This is a genomic window from Cupriavidus basilensis, from assembly GCF_000832305.1.
Lineage (GTDB): Bacteria > Pseudomonadota > Gammaproteobacteria > Burkholderiales > Burkholderiaceae > Cupriavidus > Cupriavidus basilensis_F.
In genome coordinates this window covers 3539085-3564358 of record NZ_CP010537.1, presented here as the reverse complement: position 1 = coordinate 3564358, position 25274 = coordinate 3539085, and the positions used below count along the sequence as shown (strand labels likewise).

General features: G+C 67.1%; 24 protein-coding genes and 1 rRNA gene. 11 read left to right on the top strand and 14 right to left on the bottom strand.

Annotated features, from left to right (window positions below; genetic code table 11):
* Nucleotides 1-109 precede the first annotated feature (109 nt).
* The 4 genes from rrf to RR42_RS36160 all read left to right on the top strand — a co-directional run bounded on the left by rrf (nucleotide 110) and on the right by RR42_RS36160 (nucleotide 2883).
* A 5S ribosomal RNA gene (gene rrf, locus RR42_RS36175) occupies nucleotides 110-222 on the top strand.
* 140 nt (nucleotides 223-362) lie between these two features.
* Complete coding sequence (locus RR42_RS36170) at nucleotides 363-665, top strand: GIY-YIG nuclease family protein (protein ID WP_043357128.1); 303 nt, start codon at nucleotides 363-365, stop codon at nucleotides 663-665.
* A 165-nt stretch (nucleotides 666-830) separates the two neighbouring features.
* Nucleotides 831-2294 (top strand): DegQ family serine endoprotease, encoded by a 1464-nt coding sequence (locus RR42_RS36165; protein ID WP_043357126.1) that lies wholly within the window; start codon nucleotides 831-833, stop codon nucleotides 2292-2294.
* Nucleotides 2295-2565: 271 nt separating this feature from the next.
* Nucleotides 2566-2883: a hypothetical protein gene (locus tag RR42_RS36160; RefSeq protein WP_006164639.1), complete on the top strand. Its 318-nt coding sequence runs from the start codon at nucleotides 2566-2568 to the stop codon at nucleotides 2881-2883.
* 235 nt (nucleotides 2884-3118) lie between these two features.
* Here RR42_RS36160 and RR42_RS36155 read toward each other — a convergent pair whose 3' ends face one another.
* The 5 genes from RR42_RS36155 to RR42_RS36135 all read right to left on the bottom strand — a co-directional run bounded on the left by RR42_RS36155 (nucleotide 3119) and on the right by RR42_RS36135 (nucleotide 9291).
* Nucleotides 3119-4693: an MFS transporter gene (locus RR42_RS36155; protein ID WP_043357124.1), complete on the bottom strand. Its 1575-nt coding sequence runs from the start codon at nucleotides 4691-4693 to the stop codon at nucleotides 3119-3121.
* Nucleotides 4690-5178 carry a MarR family winged helix-turn-helix transcriptional regulator gene (locus RR42_RS36150; RefSeq protein ID WP_043357122.1) on the bottom strand — a complete coding sequence of 163 codons (489 nt, stop codon included), beginning with the start codon at nucleotides 5176-5178 and terminating at the stop codon, nucleotides 4690-4692. The genes RR42_RS36155 and RR42_RS36150 overlap by 4 nt, the downstream gene beginning before the upstream one ends.
* Nucleotides 5179-5287: 109 nt before the next feature.
* The gene (locus tag RR42_RS36145) at nucleotides 5288-7321 is read right to left on the bottom strand and encodes a transglutaminase TgpA family protein (protein ID WP_043357120.1); all 2034 of its coding nucleotides are present in this window, start codon (nucleotides 7319-7321) and stop codon (nucleotides 5288-5290) included.
* On the bottom strand, nucleotides 7318-8364 hold the full coding sequence (locus RR42_RS36140) for a DUF58 domain-containing protein (protein ID WP_043357118.1): 1047 nt from the start codon (nucleotides 8362-8364) through the stop codon (nucleotides 7318-7320). Before RR42_RS36140 ends, RR42_RS36145 begins: the two co-directional genes overlap by 4 nt.
* A gap of 6 nt (nucleotides 8365-8370) precedes the next feature.
* Nucleotides 8371-9291, bottom strand: a complete 921-nt coding sequence (locus tag RR42_RS36135) for an AAA family ATPase (RefSeq protein ID WP_043357117.1) — start codon at nucleotides 9289-9291, stop codon at nucleotides 8371-8373.
* Between the two features lie 290 nt (nucleotides 9292-9581).
* Here RR42_RS36135 and RR42_RS36130 point away from each other — a divergent pair, with 290 nt between their 5' ends.
* A complete protein-coding gene (locus RR42_RS36130) occupies nucleotides 9582-10352 on the top strand; it encodes a phytanoyl-CoA dioxygenase family protein (RefSeq protein ID WP_144410053.1) in 771 nt (256 codons plus the stop codon).
* 13 nt (nucleotides 10353-10365) lie between these two features.
* On the opposite strand, the gene RR42_RS36125 is transcribed toward RR42_RS36130, so the two are convergent.
* Nucleotides 10366-11214, bottom strand: coding sequence for an IclR family transcriptional regulator (locus RR42_RS36125; RefSeq protein ID WP_043357115.1), 849 nt, complete (start codon nucleotides 11212-11214; stop codon nucleotides 10366-10368).
* Nucleotides 11215-11355: 141 nt separating this feature from the next.
* On the opposite strand from RR42_RS36125, the gene RR42_RS36120 reads away from it, so the two are divergent.
* Nucleotides 11356-12285, top strand: a complete 930-nt coding sequence (locus RR42_RS36120) for a LysR family transcriptional regulator (RefSeq protein ID WP_043357113.1) — start codon at nucleotides 11356-11358, stop codon at nucleotides 12283-12285.
* Nucleotides 12286-12450: 165 nt separating this feature from the next.
* On the opposite strand, the gene RR42_RS36115 is transcribed toward RR42_RS36120, so the two are convergent.
* Both RR42_RS36115 and RR42_RS36110 read right to left on the bottom strand, forming a co-directional pair.
* A complete protein-coding gene (locus tag RR42_RS36115) occupies nucleotides 12451-12729 on the bottom strand; it encodes a hypothetical protein (RefSeq protein WP_043357111.1) in 279 nt (92 codons plus the stop codon).
* A gap of 209 nt (nucleotides 12730-12938) precedes the next feature.
* A complete protein-coding gene (locus RR42_RS36110) occupies nucleotides 12939-13508 on the bottom strand; it encodes a YggT family protein (protein WP_043357110.1) in 570 nt (189 codons plus the stop codon).
* 202 nt (nucleotides 13509-13710) lie between these two features.
* Here RR42_RS36110 and RR42_RS36105 point away from each other — a divergent pair, with 202 nt between their 5' ends.
* Together RR42_RS36105 and RR42_RS36100 are read left to right on the top strand one after the other, a co-directional pair.
* Nucleotides 13711-14163, top strand: a complete 453-nt coding sequence (locus RR42_RS36105) for a MarR family winged helix-turn-helix transcriptional regulator (RefSeq protein WP_043357107.1) — start codon at nucleotides 13711-13713, stop codon at nucleotides 14161-14163.
* A gap of 167 nt (nucleotides 14164-14330) precedes the next feature.
* Nucleotides 14331-15008, top strand: a complete 678-nt coding sequence (locus RR42_RS36100) for a glycine zipper 2TM domain-containing protein (protein WP_043357105.1) — start codon at nucleotides 14331-14333, stop codon at nucleotides 15006-15008.
* 172 nt (nucleotides 15009-15180) lie between these two features.
* On the opposite strand, the gene RR42_RS36095 is transcribed toward RR42_RS36100, so the two are convergent.
* The 3 genes from RR42_RS36095 to RR42_RS36085 all read right to left on the bottom strand — a co-directional run bounded on the left by RR42_RS36095 (nucleotide 15181) and on the right by RR42_RS36085 (nucleotide 18587).
* Nucleotides 15181-16722 (bottom strand): fatty acyl-CoA synthetase, encoded by a 1542-nt coding sequence (locus tag RR42_RS36095; protein WP_173430745.1) that lies wholly within the window; start codon nucleotides 16720-16722, stop codon nucleotides 15181-15183.
* A 289-nt stretch (nucleotides 16723-17011) separates the two neighbouring features.
* On the bottom strand, nucleotides 17012-17731 hold the full coding sequence (locus RR42_RS36090; protein WP_043357103.1) for a dienelactone hydrolase family protein: 720 nt from the start codon (nucleotides 17729-17731) through the stop codon (nucleotides 17012-17014).
* A 121-nt stretch (nucleotides 17732-17852) separates the two neighbouring features.
* Nucleotides 17853-18587, bottom strand: coding sequence for a DNA/RNA non-specific endonuclease (locus RR42_RS36085; RefSeq protein WP_043357101.1), 735 nt, complete (start codon nucleotides 18585-18587; stop codon nucleotides 17853-17855).
* Nucleotides 18588-18904: 317 nt separating this feature from the next.
* Between RR42_RS36085 and RR42_RS36080 the strand changes: the two genes are divergently transcribed.
* Nucleotides 18905-19816 (top strand): LysR family transcriptional regulator, encoded by a 912-nt coding sequence (locus tag RR42_RS36080; protein WP_043357099.1) that lies wholly within the window; start codon nucleotides 18905-18907, stop codon nucleotides 19814-19816.
* Between the two features lie 216 nt (nucleotides 19817-20032).
* Complete coding sequence (locus RR42_RS36075; protein ID WP_043357097.1) at nucleotides 20033-20776, top strand: SDR family oxidoreductase; 744 nt, start codon at nucleotides 20033-20035, stop codon at nucleotides 20774-20776.
* 33 nt (nucleotides 20777-20809) lie between these two features.
* Here the strand turns inward: RR42_RS36075 and RR42_RS36070 are convergent, their stop codons facing one another.
* The 3 genes from RR42_RS36070 to RR42_RS36060 all read right to left on the bottom strand — a co-directional run bounded on the left by RR42_RS36070 (nucleotide 20810) and on the right by RR42_RS36060 (nucleotide 23797).
* Entirely contained in the window at nucleotides 20810-21061 is a 252-nt protein-coding gene (locus RR42_RS36070) for a hypothetical protein (protein ID WP_006163098.1), read from the bottom strand.
* A 212-nt stretch (nucleotides 21062-21273) separates the two neighbouring features.
* On the bottom strand, nucleotides 21274-22278 hold the full coding sequence (locus RR42_RS36065; RefSeq protein ID WP_236702128.1) for a Bug family tripartite tricarboxylate transporter substrate binding protein: 1005 nt from the start codon (nucleotides 22276-22278) through the stop codon (nucleotides 21274-21276).
* Between the two features lie 112 nt (nucleotides 22279-22390).
* Nucleotides 22391-23797 carry an amidase gene (locus tag RR42_RS36060; RefSeq protein WP_043357096.1) on the bottom strand — a complete coding sequence of 469 codons (1407 nt, stop codon included), beginning with the start codon at nucleotides 23795-23797 and terminating at the stop codon, nucleotides 22391-22393.
* A 409-nt stretch (nucleotides 23798-24206) separates the two neighbouring features.
* Between RR42_RS36060 and RR42_RS36055 the strand changes: the two genes are divergently transcribed.
* Entirely contained in the window at nucleotides 24207-25169 is a 963-nt protein-coding gene (locus tag RR42_RS36055; RefSeq protein ID WP_043357094.1) for a LysR family transcriptional regulator, read from the top strand.
* Nucleotides 25170-25274: the final 105 nt, after the last annotated feature.

The window sequence follows — 25274 nt, the reverse complement described above, 5'->3', positions numbered from 1 at the left end:
TGGTGTGAGTGTCGCGTGCCGCTGCGCAGCAGCTTGGCCGATACGCACAACCCCTTACTACATCCCTATTCGCTGCGTTGAGCAACCCTCAGCGCGGCCACCGTTTATGCCTGGTGACCATAGCGAGTTGGAACCACCCCTTCCCATCCCGAACAGGACCGTGAAACGACTCCACGCCGATGATAGTGCGGATACCCGTGTGAAAGTAGGTAATCGCCAGGCTCTCCCTTGAAACCCCCCAGTACGAAAGTACTGGGGGGTTTTGCTTTTGTGCGATCGAAATAGCGATCGAAAGTCATGGCAGCAAGCATAATTGCTGTTCCGGCCATCTCGCCCCGCCCCTTTTTTTTAGTTCATTTCGAATGCCAGCCGACGGCGAAGCACCGTGGTTTCTTTACCTGCTCGAATGCGAGGGCAACACGATCTACACCGGTATCACCACGGATGTGGAGCGGCGCTTCGCCCAGCATCTGGCAGGAACGGGCGCTAAATATACGCGATCGCGCAAGCCCATCAGGATCCTGGGCTGGCAGCGCTTCGACAATCGCTCGGAAGCCTCAAAGGCCGAAGCGGCGGCGAAGCGGCTGACTTCCGCGCAGAAGCGGAGTTTTTGCGTGCAATTGGCGACAGAGATGCAGGATGCGTCAGCCGCCGATCTTGCTTGAACATTACCCTCGCACCTTGAATGCCTCCGCATCGGTGGCACCCTTCTTGATTCCGACAGTGCCTTCTACGCTTCCTTAAGTCTGGTTTAAGGATCGGCCTTTAGGATGGTCCTGTCGCGTCCAGATAGTCCGGACGCCTGAGGTAGCCAAGAAAGGAAAAACGCCATGATTCGCCAGACGCTTGCACGCTCAGCCATTGGTATTGCTGCCCTGGCCGCTCTTGCCGGGGGGTATACCTATCTGCAGAAGGAAGTCATCACGCCTGGATATGCCGCTCAGGCGCCTGCAACGGCCTCGGCCCAGCCCCTGGCCGTTGCCGCGCCCACCGACTTCTCGAGCATTGTCGACCAGTACGGTCCGGCAGTGGTCAATATCAGTGTTACCGCGCGCGCCCAGCGTACTTCGGCACAGGTGCAGCAGGGCATGGACCCGGACGATCCCCTTTTCCAGTTTTTCAAGCGCTTCGGCCCGCAGTTCCAAGGGCCGCAGAATGGCCAGCAGCAACTTGTGCGTGGCCTCGGCTCGGGCTTTATCGTCAGCCCCGATGGCCTGATCCTGACCAATGCGCACGTGGTGGATGGCGCGCAGGAGGTGACGGTCAAACTGACCGACCGCCGCGAATTCAAGGCCAAGGTGCTGGGCGCGGATGCGCAAACGGACGTTGCGGTGATCAAGATCGACGCCAGGGATCTGCCGACCGTGCGCCTGGGCGACCCCTCACGCGTACGCGTGGGTGAGCCGGTGCTGGCCATCGGCTCGCCTTACGGTTTCGAGAATACGGTCACCGGCGGCATCGTCAGTGCGAAATCGCGCTCCTTGCCCGATGACACCTATGTGCCATTCATCCAGACCGATGTGGCCGTTAATCCCGGCAACTCTGGCGGCCCCCTGTTCAATCAGCGGGGCGAAGTAATCGGTATCAATTCGCAGATCTACAGCCAGACCGGCGGTTACCAGGGGTTGTCGTTCTCGATTCCCATCGACGTAGCCACCAAGGTGCAGGCGCAGCTGGTGGCGCACGGCAAGGTCACCCGCGGTCGTCTGGGCATCGGCGTGCAGGAGGTCAACCAGGCCCTGGCGCAATCGTTCGGGCTGCCCAAGCCTAGCGGGGCGCTGGTCAACTCGGTGGAGCCGGACAGCCCGGCCGCCAAGGCTGGCCTCAAGCCGGGCGACGTGATCGTGCAGCTCGGCAACGACGTGATCGACCATTCCGGAGACTTGCCTGAGCATGTGGCCGACCTCGCGCCGGGCACGCAGACTTCGCTGAAGGTGATCCGCAAGGGAGAGCCGCTGACCCTGACGGTGAAGGTCGGCACGGCCAAGGATGCGGCAGTTGCCGGCAAGACCCCCGCCAATGACGCCGGCGGCAAGCTTGGCCTGGCGGTCCGCCCGCTGAGCCCGACCGAGAAACGCGACAGCGGGATAGACGGCGGGCTGGTGGTCGAAGATGTCGCAGGCCCGGCGGCCAAGGTGGGCATCCAGCCTGGTGACGTCATCCTGTCCATCAACGGCACGCCGATCGGCTCCGCGGAGCAGTTGCGGGCCCTGGTAGCGAAGTCCGGCAAGCAGGTTGCACTGCTGGTGCAACGCGACGACGCCCGTATCTTTATCCCTCTGGACCTGGGTTAACTGCAAAGCCGGCCACGGAGTTAGCCAGCGAGTTAACCGCGAAGTTAACCCCGAGTTAACCTCCGCATAAATGGCGGACGGGTCGGCGCGAAGGTATACGTGTCGGCCCGCCAAGCCTTAGTGGACGCCGAATTCCGGTGCAATAGGGCTGCCAGAACGCGCGGTAACAGGTATCATCTCGACTGCGAAGCAGGACACGCGGCAACGGCCTTGACCATCCCGGGCCATTAATGCGAAATTGTCCTGCAGACTCGATGACACAAGGAAGTCTATGCAGTTGGATTTCACCCGCGCGTCCGCGACCACGGGTACCGAGAGAGCGCGGCGCCTGCCGCAAGCCTCGCCCACCCCGCGCCGACGCAAGAAAGCCGAAGCCCCGCACTGGGAGCGTGGCTACCGTTCGCATTTCTACCGCAATGAGCGCGGCGAGAAACTGGGCGAAGTTCGCCTGTCCGATCGCGGCGACATGCCGGTGGTCTATCACTGGGCCGCAGGCAATTACTCCGGTGCGGAGGGCTCGCTCGCTCACGCCCGCATGCGCGTGGAAGAAACCATCGGCTTTGGCATGCGCCAGCTCGCTCTGTTCTGACTAGAGCCGATTAACTAGCCGACCCGACGCTTTCCCGGAAAGCGACAGCCGCGCGCGTCCCGCGCCGCGACGCCCCGGAGCGATCCGCTCCGGCATGCCAGCCAGATTCAGCCAGATTTACCAGATAGATCCAACGCGCTGCTCCAGCCCCTCGGGCCGACACCGCGTAGCCTGTGCGGCAGACAGATCTGCTCGCGCCCCGGCATCCAACTCCCAGTCTTGCAGCAAGCGCGCCTCAATCGAGACGGCGTTGCACCAGCATAAAGACAGCAGCCATCAGGGCAAGCGCCGCGATCAGCCGATACAGATCCTCGCAGGCAATCAACCTGGCCTGCGTATCGACCAGGCCGGCAAGCTGCGCCAGCGCGGCCTGATAGGCATGGCCCGGATCCAGCCCACGCGCGCCCAAGGCTGCCTGGGCCATCGCCATCCACTGCTGCGTCTGTGCCGTGTGCTGGCCGAGGGCGCCGGTCAGGCTCGTGTGTACCGCGAACTGACGGTTCTGCAAAAGCACGGCGCCAAGTGCGGACGCGAAGGACGCGGCGATCTGGCGCAGCAGGTTCTTGCTGCGGTAGCCGTGGGCGAAATCGTCGCCGGCCAGCGAACGGAAGGTGAGGCCGGCAATGGGGATGATGACCATCACGCCAAACAGGCCCTTGCCCACCAGTCCCCACGCCAGCGCCGACGGGCCGGCGTTGGGCGGCATCGACGAAAACCACCACGTGGCTCCGGCCATCAGAAGCAGGCCGCTTGCCATCAGCGGTTTCTTGTGCGGCAGTTTTGGGGCCAGGCGCAGGTAGACGAAGATCCCGGCCAGGCTGACCGTGGCGGCGAAGGTGTCGAGCCAGCCGGTAGTCGCCAGCGGCAGCCCGAGCGCCTGCTCGGCGTAGATCGGGAACACGTAGCCGCTCAGGTTGCTGATCAGGTAGTAAACAAAATACATGGCCAGCCCGGTCAGGTAGACCGGATTGCGCAGCGCGCGCAGATGGAGCACAGGCGTGCTGTGATGCCATTGCTGCCAGAGAAACCCCATCAGCAGTCCGACACCCGCCACGCAGATCAGCGCCAGCCGCAGCGGGTGCGAGAAGATATCGAAGCGCGCCTGCGTCATGGCGGCCTGCAGGGTCACCACCGCCGCGCCAAATAGCAGCAGGGGGCCCAGCGCGGGGCCGGGATCGTCCTCGCGCGGCTCGGCGTCCGGCAGCAGCAGCCACGCCCCCAGCGCTGCCAGCGCGGCGAAGGGCAGCACGCCGTAGAACACGTCCTGCCACACGCCGCGCTCGATCAGCTCGGCTGCCATGGCGGGCGCCAGCGCGGAGGCGGCAAAGATCCCCAGCATGAAGATGCGCGAAGCACGCGGGCGGTCGGCCGGCGCAAACATCACATTGACCAGAATGCGGCAGCTGGTAAACAGCGCCCCGCCGCCGACGCCCTGCACAAAGCGCGCGCCCACCAGCTGTGGCAGCGAATGGCTGGTGGCCGCTGCCAGCGTGCCCGCCATGAAGATCAACAGCGCGCCGGTGAGGTAGTAGCGATAGCCAAAGCGCTGCGCCAGCCATTGCTGCTTGAGGATCATCAACATGCTGCCCACCGCGTACGCGGCCTGGACCAGGGCGAAGCTGCGCGGATCGGCATCGATGCCGCCAACGATATGGCTCGACGCGAACACGAACATGATGTTCTCGAGGAACTCCACCGAGGTAGCCAGCGCGAGCAGCAGCATCACCAGGGTCTGGCGCTGCTGGTGGCTGAGCAGGCGCAGCCACCGCAGCCCGAGCCGCAGCGGCCGTAAGGCAGACACGGTTTTCATGGTTCCAGCGTCAGCAGGTTCTGGTGCATCCGGTTGAGCGCGCGCGTGGCAGCGGCCAGACCGCTTTCGCCGACCGGCCCCCAGGCCTCGGCGTAGGCCGCATGCACGGCTGGGGCGGCACGCTCCAGCATGCGGTGGCCGGCGGCTGTCAGTACGAGCTCGGTGCTGCGGCGGTCCTGCGCCGAAGCGTGCCGGCGCACCAGGCCGCGCGCTTCGAGGCCGTCCATCAGCCGGGTCATCTGCGTGCGCGTGGCGTCGAGCGTGATGCCGAGCTCGGACGGCAGGCTGGGCTGGTTGTCGTCGGTGGCGAGCAGGCTGATGGCGAGGTATTGCTGCAGGTCCAGCTCGAAGGGCGCCAGCGCGCGATCGATGTGACTGCGTAGCAGGCGTGCGGTGCGCATGAGCAGCCGGGAAGCCAGGATCAGGTCGCGCGGCGCTTCCGGATGGCCCGCGCAGAAGCGGTCAATGCGGTCTTCGAAGGACATGGCGGGGTGTCAGGTGATGCCGGAGCAACGGAGCCGGTCCGGCAATTTAATTACAAATGTAATTATATCATCTGAAACAAATCGGAGTACCGATGCCTCCCGGCGCTCGTTATGTTCGGCGAGCGAGGTGACGGCAAAGCCGCCGCAGCGCCTGGCGCAGCTCGGCAAGCTCGGCCGAGCGCTGCACCGGCGCCAGGCGGCCGTAGCGCAGCCTGGTGTAGCGATCGCTGAAGTCCTGCACTGCCAGCGCGGCAGCCGGGAGGGCGCGGGCGGCCCGCGCTGCAAAATCCTGGGGCCCTTCGGACGGTGCGCGCACGCAACCGTGGCGTGACAGCTGGTGGCAGAAGCGCGCGTAGGCGGCTTGCACCGGATCGATCCGGCGGCGCCTGAGCACGAGTGGCACGAGCGCCAGCAGGCTCAGCGCCGCCAGTCCGCCCAGCAGGAACTGCGGCACGCTGTCGCCGATGCCGAGTTGCTGCATCAGCCGGGCCTGCTGGCCGCGATCGTATTGCAATACCCAGCGCTGCCAGGTGTAGACCATGCCGTCCATGCCCCAGCGCAGGTTCCGCAGCCAGCCCGGGTCTCGCATCGCGTGCAGCGCTTCGATCTCGCTGGCTTCCAGCGCGGCGTCGATGCCGCGCTCGACCCGGCTTGGCGCCACCGCGCTGGTGGGATCGACGCGCACCCAGCCGCGTCCCTCGAGCCAGATTTCCGCCCATGCGTGGGCGTCGGCCTGCCGCACGATGTAGTTGCCGCCGATGGGGTTGTACTCGCCGCCGAGATAGCCGGTGACCACGCGCGCCGGCACACCGGCTGCGCGCATCAGGAACACGAAGCTGCTGGCGTAATGCTCGCAAAAACCGCGTCGCGTGTCGAACAGGAAACTGTCGACCTGCTCGTGGCCAAGCGGCGAAGGCAAGAGCGTGTAGCTGAACGGCGCGGCGGCAAACAGCCGCAGCGCGGCCCGCGCGCGCTGGGCGGGATCCGGGTATTGCTCCGCCCACGCGGCTGCGAGCTCCCGCGTGCGCGGGTTGCCCGGCGGCAATGCCAGCGCCAGCTCTCGCGTCGCCAGATCGAGCGGCTGCGGCGCAGCCGGAGCCGAACGCGCGCGGTAGCGCAGGCGCCGGTCCACCGGGTCGCGCGTAAAAAATTCGCCGTCGGCATTGATCACCGCGCCAGCGCCGGGGGCAATTGCCTGGCCACGGTCGAGCAGGAACAGCCACGCGTGCTGGTTGGGCTCCAGCGTGATGCTGTAGTTGACGATCCCGTTGGCCGGGGCGTCGCCAACCGTCTCGCCGGGCCCGGCATCCGCAGCCATGTCATCGGCCGCCGGCAAGGCTGGCGCCGGCTGCGCGCGCCGCTGGCGCAAGGGCGATGGCCGCCAGGTCTGTCCATCGAATTGCCACAGCACCAGCGCGCGCCAGTACAGGGCGCTGGCCAGCAACGGACCGCCTTGCACGTCGGCGCGCAGTGCGACTTCGGTCGACTGGGTGAGCCGGCTCACGCTGCCCGGACTCATGGTGTCGCTGATGCCGGTAGTGGCCACGGCCTCGGCTTGCGGCAGCCGCCACAGCGGACGATCCAGGCGCGGAAACAAGACAAAGAGCAGCAGCGCCCAGGGCAGCCCGATCAGCGTCAGGCGGCCGAGCAACGGCCACACGGCAAGATAGCCCCGTGCCTCGGGATGCCCCAGGAAGAGCCAGTTGCGCAGCAGCCAGGCGGCAATGGCAAGGCTGTACAAGGCCAGCCAGAACGGCTGGTCGAACAGGTACAGGCTTAGCAGCAGGTAAAAGCACAGCTGGGTAACCAGCGTGGCATCGGCCAGCACCCGGCACTCCAGCAATTTGAGCACGACGAAGGCGCCCAGCAACGCCACCGACAGGTCGCGCCCCATGTTGCCGCCGGCCTGCCAGACCAGTGCGGCGGCCACCAGCATCACCAGCCCCGCGATGATCCCGAGCATCAGGCGCGAGGGCAGCGGCGCGCGCTGGTGCCACAACAGCCAGCGCCACGCCAGCAGCAAGACCAGCAAGACGCTGATGGTCACCGGCAGGCTGCGCGCTTGCGGCGCCAGCACCAATGCCAGCTGGCCCAGCAGCAGGCCATGCTCTTCGTGCGCAAGGGGGCGCGGCGGCAGCTTCACGGTGTGCGCTCCGGCGGGGCTTGACCGGCGCGTCCCGGCCACAGGGCCAGGGCCTCGAGGCAGGCGCGGCGATGCGCGCCGCCGCGCCCGGGCGCGATCTCGACCCCGGGCAGCCGCAGGCCGATTTCCATGGTGTCGCCCGCGGCCACCACCCAGGCGCACAGGCGCGATAGCCGCGCCTCAACGCCGAGCTGTTGTGGCAGGGCCTGCCAGTCCAGCCAGCAGGTTGGCAGGCTGCCGGCCTCGCCGGTGCGGCTCAGCCAGCGGCCGGTACGCGCGCTATGTTTCCAGGCGATGCGGCGCAACGGATCGCCGCTGCGGTAGCGCCGCAAATGATCCGTGCCATCGTCCGAGGGCAAGGACGCTGCACCATCGTCGTCGGGCTGCGCGGCAAATGGCAGCGGCGGCGCGCCAGGTTCCGGCCTTGGGTAGACCAGCGCCGCCAGCGGCAGGTCGGCATAGCTCCACACCCGGAACAGGCCCAGCGGGAAACGGCTCGACAGCGTGACGCGCGGCAGCGCCAGCCAGCCGCGCTGGCTGGTGGGCATGTGCAAGGTCAGCTGGCCGGAGGCATCCCGTGCCAGGCTCAGGCGGGCAGGTAGCGCGCCAGCCTGGGCCGGCAGGCTTGCCTCCACGCCGATGCGCACCGGCGCGTCGCTGCCTGCAATGCGCAGGCTGAAAGCGGCCGGCTCGCCGGCAAAGGCTGGCACCGCGCTGGCGCCGGCCACCGTCATGTCGAGCAGGTTGCGGTAGGCGTGCCACATGCAGGCCATGCCGATGCCGCCGAGCAGGAAGGTGAGGGCGAAGCCCAGGCTGATGTTGTAGTTCAGCGAGGTCAGCAGCATGGCCATCAGCAAGACCGCGAAGCCCAGGCCAGCCCGGGTGGGCAGGATGTACAGGTGACGGCGGTCGAGCGTTACCACGCCTTGCCGGGGTGGGCGCCGGCGCTGCAGCCAGGGTGGCGACGCCCACGCCTGCCGCTTGGGGCCAGGCGCGGCCGGAGATGCCGTGCCCGGCGAGGAAAACGGCCGGCCGCGCGCCATCGGGCGTCAGGGAATGGCGACGTCGGCCAGCAGGCGGGTAAGCGCCTCCTGGCCACCGCCGGCTGCGCCGGACGGCAGCAGCCGGTGGCCCGCCACCGGCATGAAGACCGCCTGCACGTCTTCGGGCAGCACGCTGTCGCGCTGGTGCAGCAACGCCCAGGCGCGCGCGCAGGCCAGCAGCGCCAGGCCCGCCCGCGGCGACAGCCCGGCGGCAAAGGCGGAGTGCGCGCGCGTGGCCTGCACCAGCGCCAGGGCGTAGTCCACCAGCGCCGGGCCGGCATAGACCTGGGCCGCGGCCTGCTGCAGCGCGGCCACCTGCTCGGCATCCATCACGGGCGTGCCGGCCGCGGGCGCCGCACCGCCGAGGTAGAGCACGCGCTCGAAGGCTGGATCGGGATAACCCAGCGACAGGCGCATGGTGAAACGGTCGAGCTGCGATTCGGGCAAGGCGTGCGTGCCGATCTGGTCCAGCGGATTCTGCGTGGCGATGACGAAGAACGGGGACGGCAAGGCGTGGGTGACGCCGTCGTGGGTGACCTGTCCCTCCGCCATTGCCTCCAGCAAGGCGCTTTGCGTCTTGGGGGTGGCGCGGTTGATCTCGTCGGCAAGCACCACCTGCGCGAACACGGGGCCGCGATGGAAGCGGAATTCCGCGCTGTCGCGCACGAAGACGGAGACGCCGATCAGGTCGGCGGGCAACAGGTCGCTGGTGAACTGCACGCGCTGGAACTGCAACCCCAGCGTGCGGGCCAGCGCGTGGGCGAGCGTGGTCTTGCCCACGCCCGGCAGGTCCTCCAGCAGCAGGTGGCCACGTGCCAGCATGCAGGCCAGCGCCAGCCGGATCTGCCGGGGCTTGCCCAGGACGATGCGGCCAAGCTGGGCTTCCGCCTCGGAGAGCGATGCGACGATGCGTGGGCGAGCTGTCACGTGAAGCCTGCGGGTCGGAGGGAGAACCCGGCCATTGTAGCGGCGCGCGCAGGCGCGGGAACAGTCTGTTTGCGCACGCAATGGGCACCCGACACACGCGGGGCGCGCCGATTCGCCCGGCTTCTGGCATTATCGAAGCTGTCGGCCCAGCCAACCCCTCATCCGCTGCAATGAACTCCCCGCTTGCTGTCCCGCCGGGTGCCGCTTCCCAAGTGGCTTCCACGGCTTCCAAGGTTTCCACCGCTTCCGCCACTTCCACCGCTTCGGCCATCGCCCCGACCGCTGCAGACTTGAACGAACTCAACCGCGCTTTTCACGCGGACGGCTATATCGTGCTGCGCGGCTTTGCCCCGCCCGCGGTCTGCGACCAGCTCGAGCAGGTCGCACGCGCGCAACTGGCCGCGGCGGCGGCGCCGGTCGAATATGAAGCCGAGCTAGGCTATCCCGGCGCGCCCGCAAGCCGCGACGCCGTCGGAGGGGCCACGGTGCGGCGCTTGCGCCAGGCCTATGGGCGCGACGATGCGTTCCGTGCATGGGCCGCCGATCCCGCGGTGGGGCAGGTGGTGGCGAGCCTGCTGGGCGAGCCGGTGCGCCTGACTCTCGCGCACCACAACTGCGTGATGACCAAGCATCCGCACTATGGCAGCCAGACCGGCTGGCACCGTGATACCCGCTACTGGTCATTTGCCCGCCCGGAGCTGGTGACGGTGTGGCTGGCGCTGGGCAGGGAGGATGAGAGCAACGGCGTGCTGCGCGTGATTCCCGGCTCGCACACCGTCGCGCTCGAACCCGGCCAGCTCGATGCGGCCGAATTCCTGATCGAGTCGCATCCGGCCAGCCAGGCCATGCTGCAAGGCGTGCGGCCGCTGGCCCTGGAACGCGGCGACGTGCTGCTGTTCGACAGCCGCCTGTTTCACAGCGCGGGCCAGAACGTTTCCGAAGCGGTCAAGTTGTCGGTCGCCTTCGCCTACCACGGTGCCAGCAACCATCCGCTGCCGGGCACCCGCTCGGCCGAGTTCGGCAGCGTCGAGCTGCCCGCGCCGGCAACGCCCGCGCGCTAACCGCGCTGGCGCATCAGCTGCGCAGGCTGATCAGGTTCGAGATTTTCTCGGAGGCGGCCAGCAGCGCAGGCAGGAAGCTGCTGGCCATGTCGTCGGCGCTGGTGCGGTTGGCCTGGCCGCTGATATTGATGGCGGCGATGACCTGGCCGGCACGGTTGCGGATCGGCGCGGCCAGCGAGACCAGTCCTTCTTCCAGCTCCTGGTCGTTCTGGGCCCAGCCGCGCGTGCGGATGCCGGCAATGATGGCCTTGAGCTCGGCGGGGTCGGTGACGGTGCGGCTGGTACGGGCGCGCAGTTCGCTGGCGCCCAGCACCCGGTCGAGCTCCTCAAGCGGCAGGCCGGCCAGCAGCACGCGGCCCATCGACGAGCAATAGGCCGGAAGCCGGCTGCCGATGGACAGGTTGATCGTCATGATCTTGCGCGCTGGCACCCGCAGCACGTAGACAATCTCGGTGCCGTCCAGCACGGATATCGAGCAGCTTTCACGCACCTCCTGCGACAACGCCTCCATGATCGGCTCGGCCAGGTTCCAGAACGGCATCGAGGTCAGGTAGGCGAAGCCCAGGTCGAGGATCTTGGGCGTCAGGCGGAACAGGCGGCCATCGGCGCGCACATAGCCCAGGCCGACCAGGGTCAGCAAAATGCGCCGCGCGCCGGCGCGGGTCAGGCCGCTGGCCTGCGCGATCTCGCTCAGCGTCTGGGCGGGGTGCTGCGCGTCAAAGGCACGGATGACCGAGAGCCCGCGTGCAAAGGACTGCACATAGGTATCGCTCGGCTTGTCCGGGCCCGGCGCGGCGGCGGGCGCCACGGGAGCATCCGTGGCCGGGTGGTCGGAATTGTCGGGAGCGGCAGGGCTGGCCATCGGTTGGTTCGGCTGATCGCCGAATACACACGGAAAGGCCGAAAGGGTAGAGGAAATGCGGGGCGCGCGCCAGTGGTGCGCCCGCTGCGCGCATAATGTCGCGCGTTTGGGAAACATAGCTTGTAAAGGAAATATCGCCTGGTGAACGAGACAATCCAGTGGAACGATTGGGAAGCCTTCTGCTGCGTGGTGGAGCAAGGCACTTTCACGGCTGCGGCCGAGCAGCTCGACTGCCCCAAGTCCCGGGTCTCGGCGGCGGTTGCGCGGCTTGAGTCGGCCATCGGCTCCAAGCTGCTCCAGCGCACAACCCGGCGCATGCGCCTGACCGACGCCGGCAGCGCCGTGTACCGCGACGTGGCGCCCTTGTTCGCGCGGCTGCGTGAGATCCGCCAGGAAACACTGGCGCGCGAGGAGCGGGTGCAAGGCGTGCTGCGCATCGCCGCGCCGTACGAGTTTGGCGCCCAGCAACTGGGCGGCGTGATCTGCCGCACGCTGGCGGCCCATCCGGCACTGGACGTGAAGGTGGAGATCTCGCAAGGCATGGTCGATCCCATTCGTGATGGATTCGACGTCGCCTTTGTCGCGGTCGATGCCGACTTGCCCGATTCCGGGACCGTGGCGCGGCGCATCTATCACGTGGAGCGCGGCCTGTTCGCGGCGCCGGCGCTGGCCGCCGGCCTGCCGCTGCAACTGCAGCCCGAGGACCTGGCCAACCTGCCGACCCTGACCACGCCCGGTGACGGCATGTGGGAATTTATCCGCGATGGCGAGCGCGTGGCGGTACCGATCCGGCCGCGCATGCAGACCGCCAACGCCGAGCTGCGGTTGCAAGGCGCCCTGGCCGGCCTTGGCATTGCCCGGTTGTCGCTGATCTATTGCGAAGCGGAGGTCGCCCAAGGACGGCTGGTGAAGGTGCTGCCGGACTACCCGCCGCCGCCGCTGCGGGTCTTTGCCTTGTTGCCTGATCGCCGGCTGCAGCCGCAAAAGGTGCGCGTCTTCATGGAGGCGGTGGAAGCCATGATGGCCTCCGAACTGCAGGACCGAAACGACGCAGCCGCGCCCGGCCCGTGAGGGCTGGCGCGGCTGTGGAGGTCATTGCGGTTGGGGGTGGGCGGCTGGCAGGCCTGCCCATGTCCGCGCTGACAGTGTTGCTCACACCGTGAGCACTTGCTGACTATCTCTGACTACTTGACTATCTAACTGTCTCTTCCTCACCTGGCGAATGCCAGGTTGCGCTCAGGCGCCGTCGCTGAAGCTGCTGCGGGGCTCGTTCACGCCGCGGGCGCCGTCGGTGTACGGGTCACGCGGGCCGCTGCGGGCGCCATCGGTGAACGGGTCGCGCGGGCCGCTGCGGGCACCGTCGGTGAACGCATCGACCGTGCGGCCGATGCTGCCATCAAGGCGGGCCAGGTCGGAAACCGGCACGCTGGCGTGCGCGGAGGCGGCGGCCATCGACAGGCCGATGGCGCAGAGGAGGGAAACGGCGAGGGTGCGGGTTTGTGCGCGGGTCTTCATGATGCTTTTCTTCCTTCGGGCATATCGTGGTGTGTTCCACGTTGGCCGTAATGTATGCCTGCATCTGCTTAGGAAAAAGAGCCAATCACCAAAACACTGTTCGTCACTATGAACAATGCCCCGGACCTGAGCCCGGGGCATCCGCCGGCACACCCTGCCGGATGGGTCTTCCAAGACCTTCAGTGGTCTTTGGATGTCTTCAGACGCCTTCAGAGGCCAAATCGCGCACCGAACAATCCCGCGCCAAGGCGGGCAATGATCATCAGCAAGATCTGCGCGATCACGAAAAGCGCCATCGGCGAGATATCGAAGCCGCCCAGGCGCGGAATCACGCGGCGGATCGGGCGCAGCAGCGGCTCGGTCAGGTGGTTGATGGCGGGTGTGACGGGGGAGTGCGGGTTGACCCACGACAGAATCGCCATCAGCAGCGTGACCCACATCACCATGCTGATGCCCCACTTCAGCATATTGAGCAGGGCGATCAGCAGGATCAGCGGCAGGTAGGCCAGCGGGTCGGCACCGGAGACCAGCAGCACCAGCAGCAGGAACGCCAGGGCGGTCAGCCAGGCACCGATCACGGTGGCCCAGTCGATGCCGCCAAGGCCGGGGATGAACCGGCGCAAGGGCCGTACCAGCCAGTCGGTGACCTGGAATACGCCTTGTGAGACGGGATTGCGCGTGGGCAGCCGTGTCCATTGCATCCACAGGCGCAGCAGCAGCGCCATGCCGAACAAGCTGAAGACGGTATTGAGCAGGAAAAGGGCGATTTCCGAGAACATCGGTTTCGGTTCCGGTGGAAGTGTGATGTCTGCAGTCAGGAGTGTCTGCGAACGCACAGATTCTGCCATACCCGCATCAGCGCCGGTCGAAACCCTGGCCTGGCCCCGGAACCTGACGCCGCCGCGCGTGCGCGGAACCGCCGGGGGCAGCCCCTATAATGAGCGTCGAGCCAAGTTCCTCAGCGCCCAGACGCTGCCCCTTATGACCCGCCAGCCTGCCGCATCCAAATCCCCGCTCACCAAGCGGGATTTCGAGGCACTTTCCGATTTTCGCTACCAACTGCGGCGTTTCCTGCGGTTTTCAGAAGATGCCGCCCAGAGCGAAGGGCTGACCGTGCAGCAATACCTGCTGATGCTGCATATCCGCGGCTGTGCCGGCAAGGACTGGGCATCGATCGGCGAGCTTGCCGAGCGCTTGCAGGCCAAGCAGCACGGCGTGGTCGCGCTGGTCAACCGCTGCGAGGCGGCCGGGCTGGTCAAGCGCAAGGCCAACCCGGATGACCGCCGCATTGTCGAGGTCCACCTGATGGCCAAGGGCGAGCGCTTCCTTAACCGGCTGGCCATGCTGCACCGCAGCGAACTGGAATCGCTGCGTGGCACCTTCCGCGTGGCACGCCTCACGGCCTTCAACGACGACGGGGCGGAGCGCGCCTGAGCGCCCGTGAAGCATTTCTGAAGCGGGCAAAAGCGTTTTTTTAACCCGGAAGGCATTCCCCGTTACAGGCGGTTACCAATCACAAGCCTCGGTGACACCCGAGACGCCCCGGCGGCCCTAGACTCGCGCGCATTCCCACTCGCGTTGCTACCGCAGGAGTTTTCCCGATGCCTTTCCCTTCTTTCCCCCTTCGTACCGCCGCGCTTGGCTTGCTTGCAGCGGGCGCCCTGGCCGGCTGCGTGAGCGCGCCATATGGCGGCGGGTATGGTGGCTACGGGGCCTATGGCAATTCGGGCACGTACGGCAGCAGCACGCAGGCGGGTGGCGCTTACCCGGTGGCCTATCCGCAGCAGGGATACCAGCAACCCGCTTACCCGCAGGCCGACTACCCGCAATCGGGCTACCCGCAGGCGCCGGTACAGGAGAGCTATCCGCAACAGGGCTACCCGCAAGCCGGCTATCCCCAGGCGAGCCAGCCGCAAGCCGCCTACGGCAATGATGCCTACGGCGTGCGCTATGGCCAGGTTGAATCCATCGAGATGTTGCCGGGACAGCCGGCTAGCGGCGGCGTCGCCGGCACTTTGATCGGCGGCATGGTTGGCGGCCTGCTCGGCCACCAGGTAGGCGGCGGCCGCGGCAATACGGTGGCGACCATCGGCGGCGCGGTGGTCGGCGCGGTGGCCGGCAACGAGGTGGAGAAGCGCGCCAACACGGCACCGCCCGCGTACCGCATCCGCGTGCGCACCACCGACAACGGCTACCTCACGCTGACCCAGTCCACGCCGTACAACCTGCGCAACGGCGACCGGGTCAAGGTGCAGAACGGCGTGGCAATGCCTTATTGACGATGGCGCTTGCCCGGATCTTCCATTGTCGTTGTCTAACGTAACGGGTAAGGGGGTAAGGGTTCCCGGGCGCGGAGGCGGCAGCGCATAGCGCGCCCGTGGCCGGACGAGAATCCCGCCTCGTCGGCCGCAGCCGCCGAGGCCTTGCTGAAATTGCTGAAGTCTTGATCGCCTACAAGCCCGCCCCGAACAAGTCCGCGTAATCCTCGCGCAATTGCCGCTTGAGCAGTTTGCCGGCGGTGTTGCGCGGCAGGTCGGGCACGAACACGATGCGCTTGGGCACCTTGTACGGGGCAAGCGCGGCGCGGGCATGGGCAAGCAGCGCCTCCTCCTCAGCGCGCGTCTCGCGCTTGAGCACCACGCAAGCCGCCACGGCTTCCACCCATTTGGGGTGCGGCAGCGCGAAGACGGCGACTTCCGCCACGGCCTCATGCTGGTACAGGCACTCTTCGACTTCACGGCTGGAGACCAGCACGCCGCCGGAATTGATCACGTCCTTGATGCGGTCCACCACATACAGGTAGCCGCCCTCGTCCATATAACCCAGGTCGCCCGAGTGGAACCAGCCGCCGCTGAAGGCCTCAGCGGTCTGCTCTGGCTTGTCCCAGTACTCGGTGAGCAACTGCGGCGAGCGGTGCACGATCTCGCCGAGCTCGCCGGGTCTGGCGTCTTGCATCTTCTCGTCGACGATGCGGGTTTCCACATTCAGCACGGGCCGCCCGGCCGAAGCGGGCCGCTCGCGGTGCTCCTCGGGGCTGAGCACCGTGGCCAGCGGGCCGATCTCGCTTTGTCCGTAGCAGTTGAAAAAGCCCAGCGCGGGCAGGCGCTCGCGCAACTCCAGCAGCACCGGCAGCGGCATGATCGAGGCACCGTAATAGGCCTTGGTCAGCGAGACCAGCTGGCGCGGATCGAAGTCCGCGTGGCGTAGCAGCGCAATCCATACGGTGGGTGGCGCAAAGAAGCTGGTGATGCCGGCCTCACGCACCGTGCGCAGGCAGAAGCCTGGCTCGGGGCTTTGCGCCAGCAGAATGCTGCCGCCCATCAGCAGCAGCGGCATCAGGAAGACATGCATCTGCGCAGAGTGGTAGAGCGGCAGCGCAGCCAGCGCGTCATCCTCCGGCTTGATGTCGCACGTGGCGATGGCGCTCATGTATTCGGCCAGCAAGGCGCGATGCGTGAGCACCGCCCCCTTGGGCGCGGACGTGGTGCCTGAGGTGTAGAGGATCTGCGCTGGCATGGCGTCGTCGAGGGTGGCGAGAATCTCCCCGGCGGGGCCCTGGGCCGCCGTCAGCACGTCGCGCTGGCCGCCGCCATGGAGGCTCCCCAGCAACGGGCAAGGCAGCCCTTCGACATGCGCGGCCAGCGCCGGGTCGGCAAACAGCGCGCTGGCGCCGGACTGGGCGACGATGTATTCGACCTCGCCGCGCGTCATCGAGAAATTCACCGGCACATGGATCAGCCCGGCACGCAGGCAGCCCAGCCACAGCAGCACGTAGGCATCCGAATTCTTGCCGAACGCCGCCACGCGGTCGCCGGGGCGCAGGCCCCACCGCTGCAGCGCGGCGCCTACGCTGGCCGCCGCGGCCTCGAGCTCGCGATAGGTCCAGCTGCGCTCGCCAAAGCGCAGCGCCACCTTGTCGGGGCTGCGCCGTACCGCGCGGGCGAGGGCATCGGGGATGGTATTGCGCAGGACGCGCTGCTGCTCTGACTGCATGGTGGTCTCCGTTATGGTTTTAGGGTCCAGCAAGTCTTGAGAGCCGATGCCGCGGGGCCGGATCGCGTCATTGCATCCCTGGCACAAGCACGATGCCACGGCTGCGGCGTTGGCCTTCGAGGGGCCAGCATATGGGCGAGCCGGCGCAGGCGCAAGCCGCCCTGGCGTGGGGAAAGGCGAGAGACGCCGGGCAGGACGCCTGGCGCAAGGGGGAAGATAAAGCGAGGCAGCGCGCCACGGCCCGGCCGTGGCGCGTGCATGCGGCCCGATGGCGGCCGCTGCCGCCGGCTCAGGCGGACAGCGCGCCAGCCAGGAAAGTCAGGGCTCGGCCATGGGCCAGCGCGGCGGACGGCTGATGATACGAGCCGCGCGCCCAGCAGTTGAAGCCGTGATCGGCCTGCGCATAGACGTGGATTTCCGCCTGGCGATTGCCGGCCACGGCCGCGCGCACTTTTTCGACAGCGTCGGCCGGGATATGCGCATCAAGCGCGCCGTAGTGGAACTGGACCGGCACCTTGATACTGGCGGCTTCCTGCAGGTTGTTCTGGATGCCGCCGCCATAGTAAGGAACCGCCGCATCGACCAGGCCGCGCGCGGCGCTCAGGTAGGCCATCAGGCCACCGAAGCAGTAGCCCACTGCCGCAATCTTTGCGCCCGCGCCGAGCTGGCCGCGCAGCGCCTTGGCGGTGGCGGCGATGTCTTTCACCGCCAGCTCCACATCCACCTTCTGGCGCAACTCCATCGCGCGCGCCATGTCCGCGCCCGCATAGCCGAGCTCCACGCGCGGCGCCAGGCGCCAGAACACGTCCGGCGCCAGCACCACGTAGCCGTCGAGGGCGTACTGGTCCGCTACCGCGCGGATATGTTCATTGACGCCGAAGATTTCCTGTACCAGCACGATGCCCGGTGCATTGGCCGCCTTGCCCGTGGGCGGCAGCGCCAGGTAGGCATCGAAGGCGCCGCCTTCGGTTTCAACGCGGATCCATTGGCTGTTGCTGTGGTTAGGCATGCTTGCTCCATTGACACTCAGTGACGTTGATCGGCAGGACAGAGATCCGGCAAGCCGCAAGTGTGCCACCGTCCGGGCAGACCTGCAGGGCGCGGCGCAGCCCGGCACACCGCCCGCTCCGTCAGCTTGCCGGCTGAACGCCAGGCAGGAACTCGATGCCGGTGCGCTTGACCAGCTCGCCATAGGAGATCGGCTTGCCCGGCCGGGCGGCGTCGGAGTTTTCGATCCAGTGCGCCCAGGCGCGGTTGGTCGACGGGTCGTAGACGAGCTTGTAGAGGTATGTGGGGACCCAGACCTTGCCGTTGCCGATGGTGCGAACGTTGCCGTTGAAGACCGGACCCGTGATGACATAGACATCGCCGGCCGCGCGCATGGCGTACTTGCGCGTGGCCTTTTCGATGGAGGCCCATGCCTTGCGGTTGTTCTGGCTGTATTGCGGTACCACGTTGGCGAGCGTGAACGATTGCGACATGGCTTGCGCGGTCGGCTGGTCGGCCGCAGGCGACATATGGCCACGGTCGATGCCTTCATTGCCCTTGTAATCGTCCAGTTCCGCCCGCTCGGCGCGGGGCAGGCGCGCATCGGAGAAGAAGCGATTCGTTCGCGCCTCGTCCCTGGCATCGATCAGTTGCGCGCGCGACAGGCGCTCGGCCACGTACAGCGGGGTCTTGCTGCGGCCCGAGTGCATGACCGCGAAGGCGTCATAGCAAAGGGGGCGAAGCTTGAGCTCGGCCGAGCTCGGCGCCTTGGGGGCCGTGCTTTGCGCGAAGAATTGAGGACATTGGGCAAAGCTACCGGAAGCGCTGGCCACGCCAGATGCCAGGCACAGCGCCACCGAGACAAAAAACGTCTTCATGCGAGAAAAAAATCCTTACAGCTTGCAGATTGAAGAAACGGCAAAAGCCGGAAAAAGCGGGCAAAGGCCCAAAAAAGAAGCCTGAGAAAGCCAGCGAGAGCCGTCAGAGGACATTGCACCGTCGCGCAGGATGGCGGAGGCCGTGCGCGGGAGCCGGGCATTCTGCCAGACAGAAGCGCGATGCGGAACGAGCGATGCGCAACCTACATAGACCAGGGTGGCAATGAGGCAGTTCTCATTCAATGCCGCGGCGGCTCCTATAATCGCGCTTTTGCATCATCACCCACGCACCTGCGTTTTTCACGGCGCACACCACCATGCTCAACCGGCTGGAAATGCTGAGGATCTTCTGCGCGGCAGCGGAGTCGGCTTCGTTCAAGGCAGCCGCGACGCGGCTGGGCACGTCGCCGCAAACCGTCACCCGCGCGGTCAAGGACCTTGAGGAAGCCGTGGGCGAGCCGCTGTTCCACCGCAACACCCGCCAGATCCGCATCACCGCCGCCGGCGAGCGCCTGGCCGAGCGCGCCCGCGCGGCGCTGGTCGATGTCGACAGCCTGTTCGCGCATCCGGCCAGCCGCTCGGACACGGAGCTAAAGGGCGTCGTGCGCATTACCGCGCCGAGCACGCTTGGGCGGCAGCATCTGCTGGTGGCGCTGCGGGAGGTAGCGCTGGCGCATCCGGGCATCACGCTCGACATCCGGCTCTCGGACCAGGTCGCCGATGTGGTCGACGACGAGATCGACATCGGCCTGCGCCTCGGCATGTTCCGCGACCAGCGGCTGGTGGCGCGCATGACGACGCGGGTGGGCTTCCATATCGTGGGCACGCCGGAGCTGGTGGCGCGCGTGGGCAAGCCGGTCGACCTGGCCCAACTTGCCGCGCTGCCCACCACAGGCCTGATCGACCGCAGCAGCGGCCGCGCCTGGCCGTGGTACTTCGCGCAGGGCGAGCAGTTCAATCCGCGCGCGCCAGCGTTTCTTACCGACGACCCGGAGACCGAAATGGAGGCGATCCTCTCCGGGCTCGCCTACGGGCAGTTGCCTGACTATCTCGCCCAGCCCCATCTGCGCTCGGGCCGCCTCGTCAGCGTGCTGGACCGCTTTGCGCCCGCGCCGTGGGGTTTGTACATCTACCGCTCGCGCCGTAGCCCGGTGCCGATGCGCATCCGGCTGGTGTTCGATGCGCTGGTGGCTTATTTCGGCGACAAGGATGCCGTGCCGGCGCGCTGAGCGCGCTACCCGTTACCCGCACCCGCTTCCTGTTTCCCGCTGGCTTGAACGCGTGGACGGTGGCATGGCGCCGCCGGCGCATGGTTGCGCCGCTAGCTCGTGAGTTCCATAAAATGGAATACTGAAATCAAAACGTTTCCATTTTGATTGATCGGCGCAGCCAAGATAATCACTCCCATCCGCAGGCAACGCGCCTGCAGTTTTCCGGAGTGAACAATGAGCACGAACATCGCAAGCAAGGTTGTAGTCATCACCGGCGCCAGCAGCGGGCTGGGTGAAGCCACCGCGCGTCACCTGGGCGCGGCGGGCGCCTCGCTGGTGCTGGCTGCGCGTCGCGGCGACCGCCTGGCAACGCTGGCGGCCGAGATTCGCGCCAAGGGCGGCAAGGTGGAAGTGGTGGTAGCCGACGTGAGCCGGCGTGCCGATGTCGAGGCCTTGGTGCAAAAGGCCGTGGCCAGCTTCGGCCGCATCGATGTCATGATCAACAACGCGGGCCTCATGGCCATTGCCCCCATGAGCGAGGCCAAGGTCGAGGAATGGGAGCGCATGATCGACATCAACATCAAGGGCGTACTGTATGGCATTGCCGCCGCGCTGCCAGTGTTCCAGAAGCAGGGCACGGGGCACTTCATCAATATTGCCTCGGTCGCGGGCGTCAAGGTGTTCAGCCCGGGCGGCACGGTGTACAGCGGCACCAAGTTCGCGGTGCGCGCCATTTCCGAAGGCCTGCGGCATGAAACCGGCGGCGCGATCCGCACCACGGTGATTTCGCCGGGCGCGGTCGACTCGGAACTCAAGCTGGGCAGCTCCCACGCGCAAAGCGCCAAGGTGGTGGGCGAGTTCTATCAGCAAGCCATCCCGGCCGATTCGGTGGCGCGCGCCATCGCCTACGCGATCGAGCAGCCGGCCGACGTGGATATCAACGAGATTGTGCTGCGCCCGACCGTGCAGGAATTCTGAGCATTGCGGGCAACAAGGCCGCGCCCCTGTGGATCAGGCAGCGCGCGGTGTCTTTCGGCTGCGCATGGCCGAGGGGCGCACCTGCTGCAGGGTGCGCAGGCTCTGGATGGCATCTTCGATCGCCTCGATGCCTTGAGTGAGACGGTCGCGCGCCTGGCCCAGCGCGGTCTGGGTCTCGGCGTCGAAGATCGCCAGGTGATCAAGCGAATCGACCTCGGCCTGCAACTGGCCGACGAGCCGTCGCAACTGCGCGGTGCTGTGTGAGGCGGTGGAACGGATTGCCATTGCGGTCTCCGGAAAGGCAGGGCGCACACTCGTAAGGTAGAACGTATGCACCGGAAAGGACAAACACTTTCTCGGCGCATACGATCGTTTTACGCGTCACGGCAACAGTCCGCCAACACGCCGCAAACACGCCGCCAGAATGCACCCGGGACGGCGCAAACAACGGCAAGCGCGGACACCAAGCGCGCCGTTGCGATGCCGCCGGATAGCGATCAATCGGCGTGGATGTTCGCCGCTTGCGCGATCTTGCGCAGGCGCGCGATCTCGCTGGTGACGCGCGCGCGGTATTCGCCGGCACTGCCGTATTCGGGCTCGAAGCCGTTGGCAGTCATGCTCTGCTGCAGCGCGGGATCCTTCATCATGCTGGCAATGGCGGCGTCCAGCGTCTGGCGCACCGGCGCGGGAATGCCCTTGGGCGCGACGATGGCAAACCAGGTGCTGAGCGACACCCCGGGATAGCCGCTTTCGATCGCCGTGGGCACCTGGGGCAACAGCATCGAGCGCGTGGCGCTGGTGACGGCGATGGCCTTGACCTTGCCGCCCTTGATTTGCGGCGCGGCTGCCACCACGGTATCGACCGACAGCGGGATCTGGTTGCCGATCAGGTCGGCCATGGCGGGCGCGCTGCCTTTGTACGGTACGTGCAGCAAGCCCATGCCGGTCGCCGCGTTGATCATTTCGCCCGCGAAGTGCGCGGTGGTGCCCGCGCCGTAGGACCCGTAAGACATGCCGCCCGGCTTGGCCTTGGCTTCGGCCACCAGTTGCTTGAGCGTGTCCGCCTTGACCGCTGGATTGGCCAGCAGGACCAGCGCGGTGGAGCCAACCATGCCGAGCGGCTCGAAGCTCTTGAGCGAGTCGTAGGGCAGGCGCGAGTACGTGACAGGATTCACGGTGAACGTGGTGGCGGCACTGAGCAGCAGGGTATAGCCGTCAGGCGTGGCTTTCGCCACATAGTCGGCACCGACGATCGTGCCAGCGCCAGCCTTGTTCTCCACCACCACGGATTGCCGCAGCACTTCGCCCAGCTTGCGTGCCACCAGGCGGGCCAGCACATCCGTGGAGCCGCCCGGGGGAAACGGCACGACCAGCTTGACCGGCTTGTCCGGGTACGTCTGGGCCAGCGCCGGCCCGGCAGCCGCCAGTGCCGCGCAGGCGGCGGCACCGCCCATGATGCATCGGGCCACGGCGCTGGTCTTGTCCAGCGTCCATCTTGTCATGTGCGTTGCAAGCATCTGTGTTTCCCCTTGTGTTGCGATCAATGTGGTCGATGTTGTCGAAATGGTCAATGTGGCCCGGTGCGCGGACGCTGGCCGGCGCCGCCGCGGCGGCTTACAACGCCGGGCGGATGCGCCCGGCGGCGTTGGCCTGCTCGAACATTTGCGCGAATGCCAGCAGCGCGCGCTCGCCGCGATACTTGCCGACGATCTGCAAGCCTACCGGCAAGCCGTCGTCGGTAAAGCCGCAGGGCACCGAGATCGCGGGATGGCCCGTGATGGTGATGCGGTAGCACGAGCGCATCCAGCCGATATAGCTAGGCATCGGCACGCCTTCGATGTGCTGCGGATATTCGGTTTCAACGGCGAACGGCGTCACCTGCGACACCGGCGCGATCAGGAAATCGTAACGCGTCAGCAAGGCCTGCATGCGCGCAAACATGCGGCTGTGGGCCCGCGCGGCTTCCGCCATCGCGGCGCCGTCCTGGGCCAGGCCCAGGTCGATGTTCCAGCGCACCGTTTCCTTCATCTGTTCGCCATGCTTGGCGCGCGCCGCGCCATAGTTGGCAGCGAACGCCAGCGCGCGCAGCACCTCGAAGGCGTGGTCGGCCCCGCTGAAATCCGGCTCCGCCTCATCCACCGTGCAGCCCAGCGCTTGGCACTGGCGAATCCCCTCCTGCAGCATGCGGCTCACCGCCGGCTCGAACGGCAGCCCGCCGAGCGTCGGGCTGACCGCCACGCGCAGGCCCTTGCCATCGATCCGGGGCAGGGTGGCGAAATCGCTGGCGTCGGCAGCGATTGCCAGCGGATCGGCCGGATCGTCGCCGGCCAGCACGCTGAACATCAGCGCCACATCCGCCACCGAGCGGCCCATCGGCCCGCCCACCGTGAGCGTGTTGAAGGCATGGCTGGCCGGCGTCATCGGCACGCGGCCGATCGACGCTCGCAAGCCCACCACGTTGCAGAAGCTGGCCGGGTTGCGCAGCGAACCGCCCATATCCGAGCCATCGGCCAGCGCGACCATGCCCGCGGCCAGCGCCGCCGCGCTGCCACCACTGCTGCCACCCGCCGAGACGTCCTTGCGGTAAGGGTTGCGCGTGGCGCCAAACACGGCGTTGAAGGTGTGCGAGCCCGCGCCGAACTCCGGCAGGTTGGTCTTGCCCAGCATGATGGCGCCCGCCGCCCGCTGGCGCGCCACCACGGCACTGTCCTGCGCCGGCACGAAATCCCGGTACACGGCGGAGCCAAAGGTCGTGCGCACGCCTGCGCTCAGAAAGGAATCCTTGTGCGCCACGGGCAGGCCAAAGAGTGGCCCGGGCACGGCGCCACGCGCCAGCGCCGTGTCGGCCGCATCGGCCGCTGCCTGTGCCTCGTCGAAGGTGGTGGTGACGATGGCGTTGATGGCCGGATTGATGCGCAGGATGCGCGCGATATGCGCGTCAACCACTTCGCGCACGCCGAGTTCGCGGGTGCGGATGGCGCGGGCCATTTCCACGGCGCCCAGGTAGCAGATGTCTTCCATCGGGGTTACGGTCTCCTTGCTTCGCTTTGCATTCTGTCGGCACCCCGCTGTCGCCTGCTTGTGCGGCCGGGGCATGGCGTAACGATAACGGCAGCCGGGCCGGGTCCGGCAAACAGCGTGTCGCAATGCCAACAGCATTTCCGGCTTCTGCCTGTCAGTTCACGCCCGCCAGTGGCGTGGCACCGCGCGCTAGCCGCACCGCGGCGGTGCCATTTCCGCGAGAAGCTGCCGCTCAGGCCGCGCCGCACGGCATTTCGGCACCATTGGCGCTCCGGCGGGCCAGAAAGCCGCTTTCTAAAATCAGCAAGGCAAGCGCAGGCCAGGCTTATCATTGCGCAAAGGCCGGCGCGGCATGGCAGCGCGCTGCCAGTCCCTCTGAAGCAAAGACACGCTTGCCAGAAGCACAACCATGAAGCTCACATCGATCCACGCGGTACCGCTGGCCTATTTCCTTGAAGTGGCGGAGCGCGGCTCGCTCAGCGCGGCCTCTGCCTCGTTGCATGTGGCGGTATCGGCCATCAGCCGGCAGGTAGCCCGGCTCGAAGCGGAACTCGGTACGGCGCTCTTTGAGCGCGAGCCGCGCGGCATGCGCCTGACCGAGGCCGGGCTGGTGGTGCAGCAGTACGGACGCCGCGCCTTGCTCGACGCGCAGACCCTGCAGGCCGATCTCCAGGGCTTGCTTAGCGTGGCGCACAGCAAAGTCAGGCTGGCCTGCACCGACGGCTTCGCGCGGGACTACATGCCTTACGCCATGGCGCTGTTTCAGCGCCGTTTTCCCGGCGTGAGCTTTTCGCTTGAAGTCTGCGCGCCCGCGGTCGCCACGCGCATGGTCCGCGAGGGTGCGGTGGACCTGGCGCTGACGTTCGCCATCGCCGCCCAGGAGGGCATCGAAGTCGCCTATTCGGAAGCCGCGCCGGTCTATGCCTATGTAGCGCGCAAGCATCCGCTGGCCGCGCTCAAGCGCGCCAGCCTGAAGGAGGTGGTGGCGTATCCGCTGGCGCTGCCCAGCGAGACCAACACCATCCGGCAACTGTTCGACCTGGCCTGCGGCGTGGAAGGGCTGCGCCCGCGCATATTGCTTAGCAGCAATTCGCTGAGCGCGCTGGTGGGCTACCAGGCATACACGGACGCGGTGTACCTGACGGGTTCCCTGGCGGTGCGCAACAACCTGCGCGCGGAGCGGCGCGTGCTGGTGCCGATTGCCAGCCGCGCCATGCAGCAGCGCGCGCTGCAGGTACAGGCCATGGCGGGACGCCACCTGCCGCCGGCGGTGCGCGCCTTCGTCGAATGGCTCGCCGAGGACATTGCCGGGCGCCGCCGCGCCGTGCCGGACCAGCCGGCACGCCGGCGCGCGGGCCAGCCTCAGGCATGAAGCGCCGGCACGGGGCCGGCGCTTGACACGTCAGCAATCTTGTCGGCGAATCACCGCACTTTGGATTTGCCGTGCCCGCTGCCTATGATGGAGAAACGTATCCGG